15 protein-coding genes are annotated in these 16,302 nt (G+C 59.2%); 7 read left to right on the plus strand and 8 right to left on the minus strand.

What is annotated here, in order from left to right:
• Positions 1–101: 101 nt before the first annotated feature.
• The 3 genes from SFUM_RS14125 to SFUM_RS14135 are packed head-to-tail and all read left to right on the plus strand — an operon-like array spanning position 102 to position 2,943.
• Positions 102–1,583: an RtcB family protein gene (locus SFUM_RS14125; RefSeq protein WP_011699571.1), complete on the plus strand. Its 1,482-nt coding sequence runs from the start codon at positions 102–104 to the stop codon at positions 1,581–1,583.
• Between the two features lie 42 nt (positions 1,584–1,625).
• Positions 1,626–2,522 carry a CobW family GTP-binding protein gene (locus SFUM_RS14130; RefSeq protein ID WP_011699572.1) on the plus strand — a complete coding sequence of 299 codons (897 nt, stop codon included), beginning with the start codon at positions 1,626–1,628 and terminating at the stop codon, positions 2,520–2,522.
• A complete protein-coding gene (locus tag SFUM_RS14135) occupies positions 2,512–2,943 on the plus strand; it encodes an archease (RefSeq protein ID WP_011699573.1) in 432 nt (143 codons plus the stop codon). Before SFUM_RS14130 ends, SFUM_RS14135 begins: the two co-directional genes overlap by 11 nt.
• A 63-nt stretch (positions 2,944–3,006) precedes the next feature.
• On the opposite strand, the gene SFUM_RS14140 is transcribed toward SFUM_RS14135, so the two are convergent.
• A complete protein-coding gene (locus SFUM_RS14140; RefSeq protein WP_011699574.1) occupies positions 3,007–3,501 on the minus strand; it encodes a hypothetical protein in 495 nt (164 codons plus the stop codon).
• A 157-nt stretch (positions 3,502–3,658) separates the two neighbouring features.
• Entirely contained in the window at positions 3,659–4,042 is a 384-nt protein-coding gene (locus SFUM_RS14145) for a hypothetical protein (RefSeq protein ID WP_150109522.1), read from the minus strand.
• A 596-nt stretch (positions 4,043–4,638) separates the two neighbouring features.
• Here SFUM_RS14145 and SFUM_RS14150 point away from each other — a divergent pair.
• Positions 4,639–5,160 carry a response regulator gene (locus tag SFUM_RS14150; RefSeq protein ID WP_011699576.1) on the plus strand — a complete coding sequence of 174 codons (522 nt, stop codon included), beginning with the start codon at positions 4,639–4,641 and terminating at the stop codon, positions 5,158–5,160.
• On the opposite strand, the gene SFUM_RS14155 is transcribed toward SFUM_RS14150, so the two are convergent.
• The gene (locus SFUM_RS14155; RefSeq protein WP_011699577.1) at positions 5,157–6,329 is read right to left on the minus strand and encodes a ChaN family lipoprotein; all 1,173 of its coding nucleotides are present in this window, start codon (positions 6,327–6,329) and stop codon (positions 5,157–5,159) included. The two genes, SFUM_RS14150 and SFUM_RS14155, sit on opposite strands and share 4 nt — an antisense overlap.
• Before the next feature lie 103 nt (positions 6,330–6,432).
• Positions 6,433–7,599: an A/G-specific adenine glycosylase gene (gene mutY, locus SFUM_RS14160; protein ID WP_011699578.1), complete on the minus strand. Its 1,167-nt coding sequence runs from the start codon at positions 7,597–7,599 to the stop codon at positions 6,433–6,435.
• A 372-nt stretch (positions 7,600–7,971) separates the two neighbouring features.
• Between mutY and SFUM_RS14165 the strand changes: the two genes are divergently transcribed.
• The 3 genes from SFUM_RS14165 (at position 7,972) to shc (ending at position 11,960) form a co-directional block, all read left to right on the plus strand.
• On the plus strand, positions 7,972–8,748 hold the full coding sequence (locus tag SFUM_RS14165; protein WP_011699579.1) for a metal ABC transporter ATP-binding protein: 777 nt from the start codon (positions 7,972–7,974) through the stop codon (positions 8,746–8,748).
• Position 8,749: 1 nt separating this feature from the next.
• Entirely contained in the window at positions 8,750–9,583 is an 834-nt protein-coding gene (locus SFUM_RS14170) for a metal ABC transporter permease (protein ID WP_011699580.1), read from the plus strand.
• A gap of 310 nt (positions 9,584–9,893) precedes the next feature.
• Positions 9,894–11,960: a squalene--hopene cyclase gene (gene shc, locus SFUM_RS14175; RefSeq protein ID WP_011699581.1), complete on the plus strand. Its 2,067-nt coding sequence runs from the start codon at positions 9,894–9,896 to the stop codon at positions 11,958–11,960.
• Positions 11,961–12,082: 122 nt separating this feature from the next.
• On the opposite strand, the gene panB is transcribed toward shc, so the two are convergent.
• The 4 genes from panB to SFUM_RS14195 all read right to left on the minus strand — a co-directional run bounded on the left by panB (position 12,083) and on the right by SFUM_RS14195 (position 16,248).
• Complete coding sequence (panB, locus tag SFUM_RS14180) at positions 12,083–12,931, minus strand: 3-methyl-2-oxobutanoate hydroxymethyltransferase (protein WP_011699582.1); 849 nt, start codon at positions 12,929–12,931, stop codon at positions 12,083–12,085.
• Between the two features lie 615 nt (positions 12,932–13,546).
• Positions 13,547–14,356 carry an ABC transporter ATP-binding protein gene (locus tag SFUM_RS14185; RefSeq protein WP_011699584.1) on the minus strand — a complete coding sequence of 270 codons (810 nt, stop codon included), beginning with the start codon at positions 14,354–14,356 and terminating at the stop codon, positions 13,547–13,549.
• Positions 14,353–15,354 (minus strand): FecCD family ABC transporter permease, encoded by a 1,002-nt coding sequence (locus SFUM_RS14190; RefSeq protein ID WP_011699585.1) that lies wholly within the window; start codon positions 15,352–15,354, stop codon positions 14,353–14,355. Before SFUM_RS14190 ends, SFUM_RS14185 begins: the two co-directional genes overlap by 4 nt.
• Positions 15,355–15,357: 3 nt before the next feature.
• Positions 15,358–16,248 carry an ABC transporter substrate-binding protein gene (locus tag SFUM_RS14195; protein ID WP_011699586.1) on the minus strand — a complete coding sequence of 297 codons (891 nt, stop codon included), beginning with the start codon at positions 16,246–16,248 and terminating at the stop codon, positions 15,358–15,360.
• Positions 16,249–16,302 lie beyond the last annotated feature (54 nt).

Here is a 16,302-nt window from a genome sequence, read left to right on the forward strand (position 1 = left end):
CGCGGGGCCGATCGGGAAACGGGTTCCCGGAAGAGGGGTGGTTTGCGCCGGGGACCGGTCGTTTTGCCGCCAAGTCGTTTTGCCGCGGACAATTTCCCGGAATGAATGAAAGAGAGGTGATCCGAGTGGCCTCGGTGAGAGACTTCAAGAAAGTTTCCGATACCGTATGGGAAATACCTTCGAGCTACAAGGACGGCATGCGCGTGCCCGCCCGGATATATGCCACGGAGCGGCTGATCCGGGAGATGGACGACGGAGTGATCGACCAGGTGACAAACGTCGCCACCCTTCCCGGGATTGTGGGCCATGCGTTTTGCATGCCCGACGGGCACTGGGGTTACGGTTTCCCCATCGGGGGGGTGGCGGCCATGGATGCCCGTTCGGGGGTCATTTCGCCCGGCGGCATCGGGTTCGACGTCAACTGCGGGATGCGGTTGGTGTTGACCAATCTGAGCTTCGGAGAGGTCAGGGAGCGACTGCGAGACTTGGTGGACCGGCTCTTCGAGAGGGTTCCCGCGGGGGTGGGCAGCACGGGTTTGCTCAAGATTTCGCAGGATGAATTCCGGCGCGTGGTGGAGGAAGGTGCCCGCTGGTGCGTCAGGAACGGCTACGGATGGGACGAAGACCTGGAGCGCACCGAGGAATTCGGCTGCATTTCGGGGGCCGATGCGTCCAAAATCAGCAACAAGGCCGTTGAGCGAGGATACAAACAAATCGGCACCCTGGGTTCGGGCAACCACTACCTGGAGATCCAGGTGGTGAAGCCGGAGAACATTTTCGATCCTCAACTGGCGCGAGCCTTCGGCATCACCCTGCCCGAACAGGTGGCCGTCATGTTTCATTGCGGGAGCAGGGGCTTCGGTCACCAGGTGGCCACGGATTATCTGCAGCTGTTTCTCAAAGTCATGGAAAAGAAGTACGGCATAAGGATTCTGGACCGTGAGCTGGCCTGTGCTCCGTTCAATTCCCCGGAAGGCCGCGATTACTTTGCCGCCATGAAATGCGCCGTCAACATGTCTTTTGCCAACCGCCAGGTCATTCTGCACCGGGTGAGGGAGGTATTCTCCGATGTGTTCGGACGCGATCCCGCCGAAATGGGGCTTCACCAGGTTTACGATGTCGCCCACAACACGGCCAAGCTCGAAGAACACATCCTTGACGGGCAGCCTCGGCAGCTCCTGGTGCACCGCAAGGGAGCCACTCGTGCGTTCGGCCCGGGAGCCCACGCGCTGCCGCCGGTCTATCGGAATACGGGACAACCGGTCATTGTCGGAGGCAGCATGGAGACAGGCTCATACCTGTTGGCAGGAGTCGAGACCGGTTCCCAGACCTTCTTCAGCACCGCGCACGGCAGCGGCCGAACCATGAGCCGAAAACAGGCCAAAAGAATGTTCCAGGGCAAGCAACTCCAGCGGGATATGGAAGGGCGAGGCATCTACGTGCGGACCGTTTCCTTCTCGGGATTGGCGGAAGAAGCCGGTCCCGCCTACAAGGACATCGACGAGGTGGTCGGCGCCACCGAACTGGCCGGTATCAGCAGACGGGTTGCACGATTGATTCCCGTGGGGAATGTCAAGGGATGAAACGATCCGGGCCGATGCGGCCGTAGAGGACAGAGCTGCGCCATGGAAGCCAGAACCCCCCTTACATTGATCACCGGATCGCTGGGCTGCGGCAAGACAACCCTGGTCAGGAGGATCCTGCGCGCCGGAGGCCGGCGGATGGCCGTATTGATGAACGAATTCGGCGAGATTCCTATAGACAGCAGGGTGATACAGGGGGAGAACATCGAGATCGTAGAGCTTGCCGGCGGGTGCGTGTGCTGTTCCATGACGGGGGAATTCGAGGCGGCGATAAGGGAAATCATCGAAAAGGTCCGGCCCGAATGCATCATCGTCGAAGCCACCGGGCTGGCGGAGGCAGATGCCCTGGTGTTCGAGGTCGAGGATAACCTGCCGGACGTGCGGCTCGACTGCGTGGTTTGTATCGTCGACGCTTACATGAGTGTCCGTCATCCCCATGTGGGGCACACCGCCCGGAACCATCTGAGAGCGGCGCACATCGTCCTGATCAACAAGATCGACCTGGTGGCGACGGCCGACGTAAAGGAGGTGGAAGCCCGGGTCAGGGGGCTCAACCGCAACGCGGTGCTTTTCAAGACCGTCGGTTGCGATGTGGACCCCCTTCTCCTGTTCGGCCTCGAGCTCGAAAACCACCCCGTGTTCACCAGCAGACGCGGTGAGCCCGAGTTCCAGTCGTTCGTTTTCACTTCGCGAGTCCTGCTCGATGATCGGAAATTCCACAAACTGGTTTCAGAGCTTCCGGAATGCGTCTACCGCGCCAAGGGATTTGCACGCTTTCCGGGAGGCAGCTATCTGTTCAACTTCGTGGTGGGACGGGTCGACATCGAGGCGTTTCCCGCCGACAGAACCCAGCTCGTGTTCATCGGCCGGGGTCTCAACACATTCCGCGAAGCCATCCTGGCCGGCCTCAAAGGTTGTGAGGTGCGGGATGAGCTATGAATACCTGGAGGATATCGCCACGGCGGACGTGGCCTTCGAGGCTCGCGGGCTAACGCTGGAAGAACTGTTTGTCTCGGCCGCCGACGCCACCATGAATGTCATGGTGTCCGATCTCGATACCATCGACGGGATTCTGGGCAAGGCCATTCACGTGGAGGCGGACGCCGTCGACATGCTGCTCTTCGAGCTGCTCCAGGAATTGATCTTCTTCAAGGACGCCGAGCGGCTTCTGCTGAGGGTGCGCGATGTCAGAATCGAAGGGCGGGAAGGCTGCTTTACCCTGGACGCCGAGGCTGCCGGCGAAGAGCTCGATCCGGCGAAACACGACCTGGCCGTCGATGTGAAAGCGGTCACGCTGCACCGTTACCGGGTGGAGCGAACCGCGTCGGGCTGGGAAGCGACGGTCATTCTCGATATTTGATGTACCGGGCGGCGAAGGGGTCTGCGTCGGAAGTCTGCGCGGAGCGAAAACGCCTGCCAAGGTTTACTGTTCCTTGATCCCCCTTTTGGCCAGTTCCTCGGAGATTCTCCTGTCGGGTCCCCGGCCGGCGTCTTCCCCCTCGTCCTCCACGGCTGAACCGCCCCCCCTGTAGGTCTGGTACATTCGCTTCGCTTCCGCGTAGTCCACGTAAAAGGAATCGCCGTTGGCAAATTTGAACAGGATGATCAACTCCCTGTCGGCTGAAACTATCTTGTAGGCCAGCTCGCCGGTCATCTTGCTGCATTCTTCCGAAATGCAGCCGATTCTCTCATCGAGCGCCACCGTAACGAACTTGCGCTTTTCATCCAGGGAGACCACGCTGCTGCCCGGATAGCCGCGCATGACGGCGTCGAGTTGCCGTTTGAGCGAATGCGGGTGCCCGGAACCCTTACGCGCCGCGTCAGAGGCGCCGATTGACCATGGAACGGCCAGAACCACCGCGAGAACCGTGGTCACGGCTGCCATCGCCCCCCAAGCCTGTTTGCTTCTTCTTGTCATTCGGGAATCTCCATGCCGGCTCCCAGACGATTGCCAAGCGGCATCACCATCGAAATCCCGCCGCCGCGGCCATGAAGCTAACCTTTCCCGGGGATTTTTTCAACAGGCTTCGTGACACAGGCTTCGTGAGACGGGGCGACCATGGCGTTTTCAAGCCTCACTGAACAAGCCGACCTGCAACGGCAGTCCGGCCGGGATACTCGCAAGACGGTATTCGAAAGAAAATGAAGCGGCTCAGCGATTCGAGGCGAGGTCGTTTTGCGCGTTTTCGGGCCGGCCGCGCATCGATGCGGGAAGGCGAACCGTCTTGGGGCTGCGGCGACGGACGATCACCGAAATGAATGGAAGCACCAGGAAATGGCGGCGACATGTCGAGCATCTGTACAGTCGGCTTCCCGGGAAGAAGCGCATCCACCCCCTGCGATGCACCCTGGAACCCGGCCTGCCGCACGCCGGACACTTGTTGCCGCCGTACCGGACGCACCACATTTCCTGCCTCCTCCTGCCAAGAGAAACCACTGCATGGCTTGAAGTCCTTCATACGGCCCCTTGACTCCCACTTTTAGAAGCTGTTCGAAAGATCGAGTAACTGCGGGATTCTTGGGCTGAACCAAGCTTCATATGCTTTGACCAGGCAAATATTAACATTTTTTAATATAGAGTCGGCGCTCGGTCAAGCGTATTTACGGCCAAACATATGTATTTGAATCAATCTGAAGAACACCTTATGGAATCACGTCTATCCGTGGCCGACGTTGCGTGGGCGCCTGCCCGTAACACCTCTCCCCGCGCCGGCCGAAAGCCGGCTCGGTTGAGAAGAAATGTGGTTCCCGCCGTCGCCTGAACGACGGGCGCACAGGTGGATCTGTCGGGAGGATTTCCGGCATCGAACACTGTGGCTGCCGGGTCAAATAGGCTGCCGTGCTGGAGGGAGAAAAATTGCATTAGGCATATATTAAAACACGGTGTAGAATGTCAAATAGATATGCGAACTCTTTAATTCATTATCGTATTGCTTTCCGGGTGCGGATGAATCTCCGGGGATGTGACGGCGACCGGCACCGCGGTTGAAAGTGTCCCCGGAGGGGCGTCGCGTTCGTCATACCGCGCCGATAGGCCAGGCCGGAAGGGAGGGAAATGAGCGGGAAGCAAAAGAGGTTCACCATACTGATGGCGGACGATGACGAAGATGATTGCATGCTTGTAAGGGATGCATTCAATGAGAACCGTTTGCGAAATGCGCTCCACTGTGTCCGGGACGGTGAAGCTTTGATGGATTATCTCTGCCGTCGAGGCGCCTACTCTGACGAATCTCTTGCTCCGCTTCCGGATTTGATCCTGCTGGATTTGAACATGCCGAAAAAAGACGGCCGGGAAGCCCTCCGGGAGATCAAGTCCAATCCCGCCCTGCGCCGCATTCCGGTGGTGGTCCTGACCACGTCCATACGGGACGAGGACATTTGCCAGAGCTACGACATGGGGGCCAATTCTTACATCACCAAACCTCTGTCGTTCGACGAGCTCGTGACGGCTATCGAGCGGCTTGGCAACTACTGGTTCGGTACGGTGACCCTGCATCTGGGCAAGAAGAAGCAACGGGAGGAACTCAACGGCTGTTCCTCTCCGGGCGCCTCGCCCCGTTCGCGCGGCCAGGGTTAAGGCCCCGCGGGAAGGGGCACGGACATTTCCCGCTTGCCCCTTCTGATGAAAATCCTGTGGTTTCCCGTGCCTTCCCGTGCCATTGCCCGGTGCAGGTCGTCCAGGCTTTTGACCGGGACGGAGTCGATCATGAAGATGACGTCCCCTTTCAGAATCCCTGCGAGCTCGGCGATACTGCCCGCGACGACTGAAAGGACCTCGAGTCCCCTCCCATCATCCAATGTCCGCACCATAAGGCCCAGCCGCCCCTTGTGGGATGAGTCCGCCTTGTCCGTGATCCACACGTAATCCGCGACGTCCGGGTCGACGACGCTTCCCAGGTGGTCGAAGGGGAGGGGCGCGACGGTTCTGTGGGGGTGCTCCGCGCGCTTGGCCGTCAGATAGGGTACTCCAAGCCGTTTGGTCATGTGACCCTTGCCGATGAGGACCACTATCTGGCCTTCCCGGGGAAGGGTTCTGAGGGTTTCCGCGAGGGTCTGGGCCATGGTTTCTTCCCATGCGAGCTGGGCCTCGTAGAAGGTTTCGAAGTCTTTGATCTCCCCCCTGATGTGCCGGACGTATTCCCCGTGGAGTCGCAGGCGATTGCCGGGTTCATCCAGGTGAAAGTCCCGTGCGACGTTGCTCCGCTCTTCCGGGGAGAGCGATGCGATGCCCCCCCGGGCGATCTTGCTCACGACGTCGGGTGGGGCATTGAGCCCGACGATCCGGACATTTGCGGAGCGGGCCGCTTCCACGATGGCCTCATACAGTCGAAATGGATGCCCCCATACCTTTTCCCACCGGGTTTCTTTGAGCAACAGCTCCCGGGAGAGTTCGCCCGCCCCGTATTTGTCGAGAATCGGCTGGGCAGTTCGAGGAAACATCTCCATGGCCAGACAGAGATGAGGGTTGGCTGCCGAAAGCCTCTTGAAAAGCTCCAGCTGCACCCGATGATCCTCGATGCTGGTGTGCGCTTCACCCACGTAAACGATCCGCGCCCGGGCCAACTGTTCCATCAGCGCGTGGACAGGGAGGGTCTTTCCGGTTTTAGTCTCCACGATGTCTCCCACTTTGAACGATGCGGGAGGCTCCATTGTGGCCGTGCCCCGTTTCGGCTCAAGGGTGGAACACCCCGCAAGCACAAGCAGGGACAACCAGACCGCCAAAGCTCTGGAATAGAAGTGGTGCATAGGCAACGCTCTCCCCGTTCGGATTCCATTCCCCATGACGGGAAACGACAGTTCGACGTGACTTCGACCGGCAAAATTCCTTTTCCCGCGCCAACCGGCAGGGTCATTTCTTCAGCAGGACGACGTTCGCTCCGTCCTCTGCGTCGTCGTTCCGAGGCTCCGGACGATGATTTCGGGCCGCCGCCGGCTTTCTCCCGGACACCAGGTCGATCAGCTTTCGATTGGCCGCGGGAAAGGCGTATTGGTCGAGTTCCTCCACCACGACCCATCGCGCTTCGACCGCACTGCGAAGAACGGGTCTCGGACGGGAATCCGCCGGCCTGCACAGGAATGCGTGCAGGAGAACCCTGAAGGACGTGTAGTTGTGCCTGATCGAAGCGAGCCGCTCGCGGCAACGGACCTCCAGCTCCAATTCCTCCCGGAATTCCCGGATCAGCGCCTGTTCGGGAGATTCGCCCGGGTGAATCTTGCCTCCCGGAAACTCCCACAGGTTGGGCATCAGTCCCGAGGCGGGCCGCTTCTGGATGAGCACTCTCCCCCTGTGGTGCAGGATTCCGACGGCGACTTCGATGGAGGCGATATCCTTGCGCCTGTTGGTGACAGGCCGTCGATCCGCCGTCCCCATGCGACGGCTCTCACAAAGGCCGTTCAAGGGACATTTTTCGCAGGCGGGCCGGCGGGGCAGGCACACGGTCGCTCCCAGGTCCATCAACGCCTGGTTGAATTGCCGCGCCCGGCCTGCGGGAATGAGCTCTTCGGCCGTGTTCCATATGAACTTCCGCGTATTCTTTTCCTCGACGGGTGTATCGAGGTTGAAAAGACGGGCAAGGATTCGCTCCACGTTGCCGTCAACCAATGGGCGGTCTTCGTTGAACGCAATGCTGGAAATGGCGCCCGCCGTGTAAGGGCCGATGCCCGGCATGCCGAGAATGGTGCTGTGCGCTTTCGGAAAAGTCCCGCCGTGGTGCCTGACGATGATTTCGGCGGTCCGGCGGATGTTGACGGCCCGAGAATAGTACCCCAGTCCCTCCCAGTGCTTCAGGACCTCATCCTCCCGAGCGTCCGCTATCGACTGCACGTCCGGAAAACGCTCCATCCAGCGGCGGAAGTAGGGAAGCATCGTCTTGACCTGCGTTTGCTGGAGCATGATTTCGGAGATCCAAATCTCGTATGGACGGTATTTCTCCCGCCATGGAAGAGGCCTCTGGTTCTCATCGAACCAGGAAAGCAGGAGCGTTTGAATTTGGAGACGGGTTTTTGGCTGCAGCACGACTCATCTCTCTGTCCCGGGAACTCTCGCGGTCCTCACCGATGATGGCGGAAAGAATGCCGGCAACGTTTCCGAATCCCTTGAATCCGGGGTCCTGATCGAATCAATGGGTGCGACTGGACAACCGGGGCCGCGATTCGTATTTTCAGCGGCTGGGAGTGTTGACCGCGTACAAAGACTGAATGGACATTCAACGGCAAAGTGAGATAATGATACCAGACAAAGCGTACCACTGCGAAGCTTTTTCGCCTGGGCCTTCCCCGGGTCGCCTCCGGGCTGAGCCCGGAACCTCCGGTGTTTCAAGGGGCTGGGGCCGCCGCGAGGGCGGTGAGTTTGTATCGGGATGGAGCGTCTTACGTGCAAAGGGTGGTCATGGCAACGCCAGCGGATGAACCGAAAGCCATTGAAGTCAGGGACTTGTCTTTCTCTTACAACGGTCACCTCGTGCTGCGCGACGTGAACATTTCCATCGCGCAGCGGGAGTTTCTGGCCGTCATCGGTCCCAATGGGAGCGGCAAGACCACATTGCTGAAACTGTTCCTGGGTATTCTGAAGCCCTCCATGGGGATCGTGCGCGTATTGGGGAAAGAGCCGAGCAGGGTGGTGAGCGAGATCGGCTATGTGCCTCAAGACACCAGCATCAACAAGGACTTTCCCATTTCCGTCCTGGACGTGGCGCTGATGGGTCGGCTCGGAGGGGCCGGACACGGCTACAGGTATTCGGCCGCCGACCGCCGGACGGCCCGGGAGGCTTTGGAACGGGTCCACATGTGGGAATACGCCGAGCGCCCCATCGGCCGGCTTTCCGGCGGGCAGAGACAACGAGTGTTGATCGCCCGGGCGCTTACGGGCAACCCCTCCATCCTCATCATGGATGAGCCGACGGCCAGCGTGGACAAGGAGTTTCAGACGGAGCTCTTTGAATTCCTGAAAAAACTCAACGATTCCATGACAATCGTTGTGGTGAGCCACGATATGAGCGTGCTTTCCAGTTACGTCAAATCCGTGGCATGCCTGAATCAACGGCTCTTCTTTCACGACGCGGCGGAAATTACCCCCGAGATGATCGAGATGGCCTACCATTGTCCGGTGGACCTCATCGCCCATGGAATGCCGCACCGGGTCTTTCGCGACCACGAGGACCACTGAGATGCTCGAAGCATTTCAACTGGAGTTCATGAGAAATGCCCTCCTGGCCGGAATCCTCACCAGCATCGCCTGCGGGATCATCGGGACTCTGGTGGTGGTGAACCGCATCGTATTCATCTCCGGGGGAGTGGCGCACGCGGCGTACGGCGGAGTGGGGATCGCATTCTATCTCGGATTTTCTCCCATCCTGGGAGCAGCCGGATTCTCCCTGCTCATTTCCGCCGTGATGGCATTGGTTACGTTGAAGAACAAGCAACGGGCGGACACCGTCGTCGGTGTGCTATGGGCCGTGGGAATGGCCCTGGGCATCGTCTTTATCGACTTGACGCCGGGATACGGCGTCGATATCATGAGCTATCTGTTCGGGAGCATCCTCACCGTTCCGAGATTCGATCTCGTGCTCATGGCCTTCCTCGATGTGCTTATCCTGATTCTTGTCGTGGTTTACTACCACGGGTTTCTGGCCATGTCCTTCGACGAGGAATTTGCCATGACCAAAGGGGTGCCGGTCAAGGGACTCTATTTTCTGCTGCTGGCGATGATGGCCTTCTCCGTCGTCATGGTCATCCGGGTGGTCGGTCTCATCCTGGTCATCGCCCTGCTGACCATACCGCCCTATGTCGCGGAGAAATACTGCCGTTCCTTGAGCGCAATGATGCTCTTCTCAACTCTCCTGAGCTGCACGGTTTCAATGATGGGACTCTGGCTTTCCTATTCCTTCAACCTCACCTCCGGGGCGACCATCATCCTGGTCGCCGCCTTCTTCTTCTTTCTCGCCCAGGTGTTCGAGGTTCTGCGTGAACGGAAGTGGAACCGGTCGGAATCGCGCGATTAAAATTCAGCCAATAAATACATAATGTTGGCAGGCATGCGCACTCCCATGGCCTTGGTTGGGCAAGCTAAAATTTTGATTCATTAATATTTCACGGGGGCAAGGCGTATCATTTATGTTCACTTGAGAAAATCTCGAAAATGATATAAGAACTATCCATTTATTGAAAATACCGTGTGTTGCGCCGATGGTGGTCGCATCGACGCGGTGAAGTGACTGAAGGCAGGTTTGACCTGCGCGCGGGCGGTTGTTGTTATCCGAATATTGCGGGCTAAACGGATTGTGTGGATCTCAACCTCATCTGGGTGACAGAATGAATCCAATCAGGGGCAAGAGAGGAAGCGCGGCGGATTTCCTCGAAGAAGAGTATCAGTGGGAGAATCTTGCTGACCATGGCGAATCGGGGCGCACTCCCGGAGGCGGTCATCCGGCCGCGTTGAAGGAGTACGAGGCCGGGAGCGCAACGGAGCACACCGGTCATCACTGCGTTCATCATCTGGGGGTGCGGAATTCATGGTTGCGAAAGATCGAGAAGGCCATCGACAATGCGTGCGGTCAGCTTTTCAAGACTCAATATGAAGACGGGTACTGGTGGTCGGAACTGGAATCGAACGTCACGATCACCAGCGAGTACATCATGCTGCTCTACCTTCTGGAGGTGAGCAGGCCCGAGCAGCAGAAAAGCATGGTGAAATACCTGCTCAATCAACAGCGGCCCGACGGTTCGTGGGGATTGTACTACGGAGACGGCGGGAATTTGAGCACCACGATCGAGGCCTATTTCGCGCTCAAGCTTGCGGGTGAGCACTGCGAGTCGGAGCCGATGAGGAGGGCCCGCGAATTTATTCTGTCCAAGGGCGGCATCGAGTCGGCGCGGGTATTCACGAAGATCTGGCTGGCGCTTTTTTCTCAGTACGACTGGGACAAGGTGCCGTCCATGCCCGTCGAGCTGGTGTTGCTCCCAAGCAGTCTGTATTTCAATATTTATGAGTTTTCGAGCTGGGCCAGAGGCACGGTGGTTCCGTTGTCCATTGTGATGTCCATCCGGCCGCGTTGTCCGTTGCCCGCAAAGTGTTCGATCAAGGAGCTCTACGTCCCGGGCAGCAAGCACAAGAATTTCGCATCGTGCACGCACAAGCTGTTTTTTCTTTTCGACCGTATTGCGAAGGCGTTTGAGCGGCGCCCGGTTCCTTCCTTGCGGAACAAGGCGGTGCAGGCGGCGGAGACCTGGGTTTTGGATCACCAGGAGGACAGCGGAGATTGGGGCGGGATACAGCCGCCGATGGTCTACTCTGTCCTGGCGCTGTACTACCTGGGGTACCCGCTGGATCACGAGGTCATCGTCAAGGGAATAAAGGCGCTTGACGCCTTCTGCATGGAAGACGAGGAGGGAACGCGGATGCAGTCCTGTGTTTCTCCCGTCTGGGACACGGCCCTCACCGTTCTGTCCATGCTCGACGCAGGCGTCGCTGCGGAACACCCCGGCCTGGAAAAAGCGGGAAGGTGGCTTTTGGAGAACCAGGTTCTGACGGGTGGAGACTGGCAGATCAAGAACGATAGTCTTCCGGGCGGATGGGCGTTCGAATTCTACAACACCCGCTATCCCGACGTGGATGATTCCGCGGTTGTGCTGAGCACTCTGAACCGCTTCAATGCGGAGCGGGTCGAAGGGCTGGAATTCGCCAAGTGCAGGGGCATGGAATGGTGCCTCAGCATGCAGAGCTCCAATGGAGGATGGGCCGCCTTCGACAAGGACAATACTCTCGAGATCCTCAATCGCATTCCTTTTGCCGACCAGGAAGCGATGGTTGATTACCCCACCGCCGATGTTACAGGCCGGGTGCTCGAAGCCATGGGATATCTCGGATACGACGGTTCACACCCGCGGGCGCGAAAGGCAATCCAATTCCTGAAGAAGCGCCAGGAACGCGACGGTTGCTGGTGGGGACGCTGGGGCGTCAACTACATCTACGGCACTTGGTCCGTCCTCAAGGGGCTGATATCCATCGGCGAGGACCCCAGGGCGGCTTACATCAGGGCGGCTGTGCGCTGGGTGAAGGATCACCAGAATTCGGACGGCGGGTGGGGAGAGACCTGTGAGAGTTACGAGAACCCTGAACTGCGCGGTCAGGGGCCGAGCACTCCCTCCCAGACCGCCTGGGCCCTGATGTCGCTGATCGCCTGCGGGGAAATGAAATCTCAGGAAGCCAGCCGCGGGATTCAGTATCTGCTCAGAACGCAGAAACGGGACGGCACTTGGGAGGAACTCCATTTTACGGGAACGGGCTTTCCCAAGCACTTCTACATCCGCTACCACAATTATCGGAATTGTTTCCCCCTGATGGCTCTGGGGCAGTATCTGCGGGCTCTTGAGCGGTAACCGGCGGGATTTCATTCGCCGAGTAACCGCCACCTCCCGGAAAGACGCTGCGGGAGGTGGCGCAGGAACCTTTCAACCCCTTCTCCGCCAGTTCCCGAAGGGGACTCTCTTCTCGACGCTTCCTATTTCTTGTCTTCCAGTCCGCTCAGTTTTTTCGCTTCCAGTTCGGCCATGCCGAATTCGTGTTCGGGGCCCGGAAACGTCCCGTTTTCCACTTCTTCGCGGTATTTTGTCAACGCCTCTTTGATCGTCAAGCCAAGTTGGGCATACTTCTTGACGAATTTGGGCACGAAGCGGTCATACAAACCGAGCACATCATGGATCACCAGGACCTGGCCGTCGCAATCGGGTCCCGCACCGATGCCGATGGTGGGTACGGGTATGGCTTCCGTGACCATGGCGGCAACATTGGAGGGAATGCCTTCCAGAACGATGCTGAAACATCCTGCCTCGGCAAGGATCTGTGCGTCTTCGATGAGAATCTTGGCCGCTTCGGCCGTCTTTCCCTGAATCTTGAAACCGCCGAACTGGGCGGAGCTCTGCGGCGTGAGCCCGAGGTGGCCCTGCACCGGGATACCGGCTTCAACCATGGCCTTCACCTGGGGCGCCACTCTCCTCCCGCCTTCAAGCTTGACCGCCTGGGCCTTCGCTTCTTTCAGAAAAAGACCCGCGTTGTACAGGGCTTCCTCCACACTGACCTGGTAAGACATGAACGGCATGTCGCCGATCACCAGGGCGCGCTTTGCGCCGCGGGCGACCGCACTCGTGTGGTGGAGCATTTCGGTCATTCCCACCGAAAGGGTATCGTCGTGGCCCAGAACGACCATGGCCAGGGAGTCGCCGACGAGCAGCATGTCGATGCCGCTCTGATCCGCCCACAGGGCAGTGGGATAGTCGTACGCAGTCAGTTCGGAGAGTTTGCGTTTGCCTTTGGAAGCAATGATCTCGGGAACAGTCACTCGATTCTTCATGATCGTACCTTTCTCCTGAGTCTGTCAGGTGCCTGGTGCACGTCGCTTCAGGTTTCTTCCGGGGGCGGATCCAACGGCGGACCCGCCGGCAAGCCTTGCCGGTAAATGCATCGGTTCGTCCGGTGATACGGGGAATTTCCTCTGCGGAGCGCAACGAAAAACGGCCCGGAACGCTCGCTTCCCGCAGGGTTCACTCCCGAATGCCCGCCAGAGCCGTCCGCGTTGCCGCGGACTTTCTCGACGAGATCACCATTGGAGAACGGAATGTCATCTCCTGGCACGAACAAAATTGCCGCGTTTTAATCGTGCGTCAAGTGAAAAATGGGTTGCGTTCCAACGTTTCGAGGATTGGATGACGACGGGTTATCCCCTCGGAGACGGCCGGTCGTTATCGGGCTCCGTGTGCGGCTGCCGGCACTTTGCGTTCGAGACTGCAGGACCCCGGTTCGCCGGGCTGCGCGGCGGGCGAGTCATGCCGTGTTCCCGTGCAGGAGAGATCGTCCGCAGGGGTGCGCAGGACGGATGTGCAAGGGGAGGGCTCTGTGCCCTCCCGCCCATATTACCGTCTTGAACGCAGGTTCGGCTGAGGGGGCCCAGAGCCCGACCCGGCTTGGCTCATCCGCCCGATTTCGGAGGCAACGCGTGCGCAGGCACCAGGGTGATCCTCGGCACATTCTTCACCGGATTGCCGTCCACCAGCAAGACGCAGCCGTATGCGCGCTCGAGGGTTTCATAATTCAGAACTTCTCCCGGCGATCCCGCGCTGATGATTCTACCCGATCTCATGAGCAGCAGCCTGTCCGCATACATGGCCGCAAGATTCAGGTCGTGCGATACCATGATGATGGTGGTTCCGTCGTGGCTCCTGAGTCGCTCCATGAGTTCCATGATGTGGACCTGGTGGGCGAGGTCCAGGGAGGCGGTGGGTTCGTCGAGCACCATGATCCGGGGCTGCTGGCAGATGGCGCGGGCAATGAGGACTCTTTGCCGCTCCCCGGTGCTCAATCGATCGAATTTGCGGCGGGCGAGCTCCGACACACCGGTGAACGACATGGCGTTCTCGGCGATACGCAGGTCTTCGGGGCTTTCCATGCCCAGCAGGCCCATGTAAGGGGAACGTCCCATGAGCACCACCTCCGCCACGCAAAACGGGACGTCCATTGGCTGAGTCTGAGGCACCACGGCGATGGTTCGCGCCAGTGTCCTTCGGGAGCGACCCCGGAGAGGACGCCCGAAAAGCTCCACATCCCCAGAACCCGGCCTGGCAATGCCGGCGATGACTTTGAGCAACGAAGATTTCCCCGAACCGTTCGGGCCGATGATGATGAAGAACTCGCCTTCACGAACCGAAAAGGAAATATCTCTCAATACGGTGCTTTTTCCATACGCCAGGCTGACGTTTCGTACATCCAGGGACGGTTTCATTTTCGAGACTTTGCAAGGAGGAAGATAAACAGAGGTGCGCCGATCATCGCCGTGACGACTCCCACCGGGATTTCTCCATGGGCGGGAAGCGTCCTGGCGACCAGGTCGCAGAGAACCAGGTATGCGGCGCCTCCAAAGACGCAGGCAGGGATGAGCACCCGGTGGTCCGCTCCGAAAAGCAGCCGGAGCAGGTGGGGAATGACCAGGCCGACGAAACCCAGGAGCCCCGAATGGCAAACCGTTGCGCTCACCATCAGTGAGGTGGTGCCGAGAAGCGCAAGGGAGATCAAACGCACGTCCACTCCCATGCCCGCGGCCATGTCTTCGCCCATGAGCAGAAGATTCATGGAGTTTGCAAAAAGGAACAGCACGACAAAACAGGGAAGCAGCACTCCGAAAAGCATCAGGACCTGCTTCTGGTCGGTTATGGAGAGGTCTCCCATGAGCCAGAAGAGGATATTGTGGAGTCGTGAATCCCGTGTCAGAGAGACCATGAACATGATGATGGAGGAGCAGAACGCGTTGACCATGACTCCTGCGAGGATTAGGGAGTCCTTTCGAACCGATGATTGCCCCGAGGAGATGCTCACAACCAGCAGGAGAGTGAGCATGCTTCCGGCAAACGCAAAGGAGGCAACGCCGGGAAACCGGGACAGGCCGAGAAGTATGCCCAGAATGGCTCCCACCGCCGAGCCTCCCGAGATGCCGAGCACATAGGGTTCGGCTATGGGGTTTCTGAGCAGGGTCTGAAACACGAGGCCTCCCAGGGAAAGAGTGGCTCCGATCATGGAGGCCAGAAGAACCCTGGGGAGGCGAATTCGCCAGATGATGCTTGCCGTCACGGAATCCGGGTCTCCCCGGCCGGTGATCAGGGCAAGCACTTCCCAGGGGTTTTGCCCCGTCGATCCCGTGAAGAGCCCGAGGACGGTGCTCGCCGCCAGAACCAGGCACAAAAGAACGGACACGTTCAACGTGCGTTTGACCACTCGATGATTCATGACTCAAAACAACTCGGGATGAATGAGACCGGCGAGCATCTCGAGCCCTTCGGCGAGGCGGGCCGTGGGGCGGTCGATGAGATCCGAATCGACGATGAAAATGCGTTGATTTTTCACCGCGGGCAGACTCTCCCACTCCCGCCATTCGTCCCTCACGCGCTCGAACACCAGTCCCCTCGTCATGGATGTGATAATGATGACCTCGGGTTGTAGCGCGAGGACCTGTTCCCTGCTGAAACGCGGGTAGGGAACGGGGCCTTGCGCCAGATTGCGCCCTCCCGATAGGGTGATGAGCTCATCGATGAAGGTATGGCTTCCCACGGATACGATCGGCGTGACGCCGATCTGCAGGAATACCCCGGGACGACTCCCGACCTTCGCCACACGGGACTTCACCCGTTCGACCCTGGAGCTCATGCCGCCCACCAGTTCCTGGGCCCTGGCTTCCGCATCGAGCAACCGGCCAAGCTCCAGGATCGTTTCCATGGTGGTCGAGAGGTCTTTCGGTTCCACGACGTACACCGGGATGCCGAAAGTCCCCAGCCGGTCCAGCAAATCCGCGGGATTCACATTCTTCAGCGCGATGCACAGATCCGGCCGCAGGCTCACGATCCTCTCGAGGTCCGGGCCCGGGAATCTGCCCACCTTGGGGAGCAGGCTTGCCTCGGAGGGAAAATCGCAAAGATCGGTCGCACCGGCGAGACGATGTCCCGCACCGAGGCTGAAAAGGATTTCCGTGATGCTGGGCGCGAGTGAGACGATGCGGGTCGGATCGTGCGGAACCCGAATTGCTTCGCCGCCCGGCCCCGGAAGCATTCCGGCCTCGCAGCGCCACGGAATCATGGCGCTCAATCCGAGGAAAAGGACAACGATAAGGGAGAATGGGTATGCCATGTTGCCCTCCGTATACACGCATTGCGGCACATCACCCCCTGTGAGGTCTCCGGG

It is taken from the genome of Syntrophobacter fumaroxidans MPOB, assembly GCF_000014965.1.
GTDB classification, from domain to species: Bacteria; Desulfobacterota; Syntrophobacteria; order Syntrophobacterales; family Syntrophobacteraceae; genus Syntrophobacter; species Syntrophobacter fumaroxidans.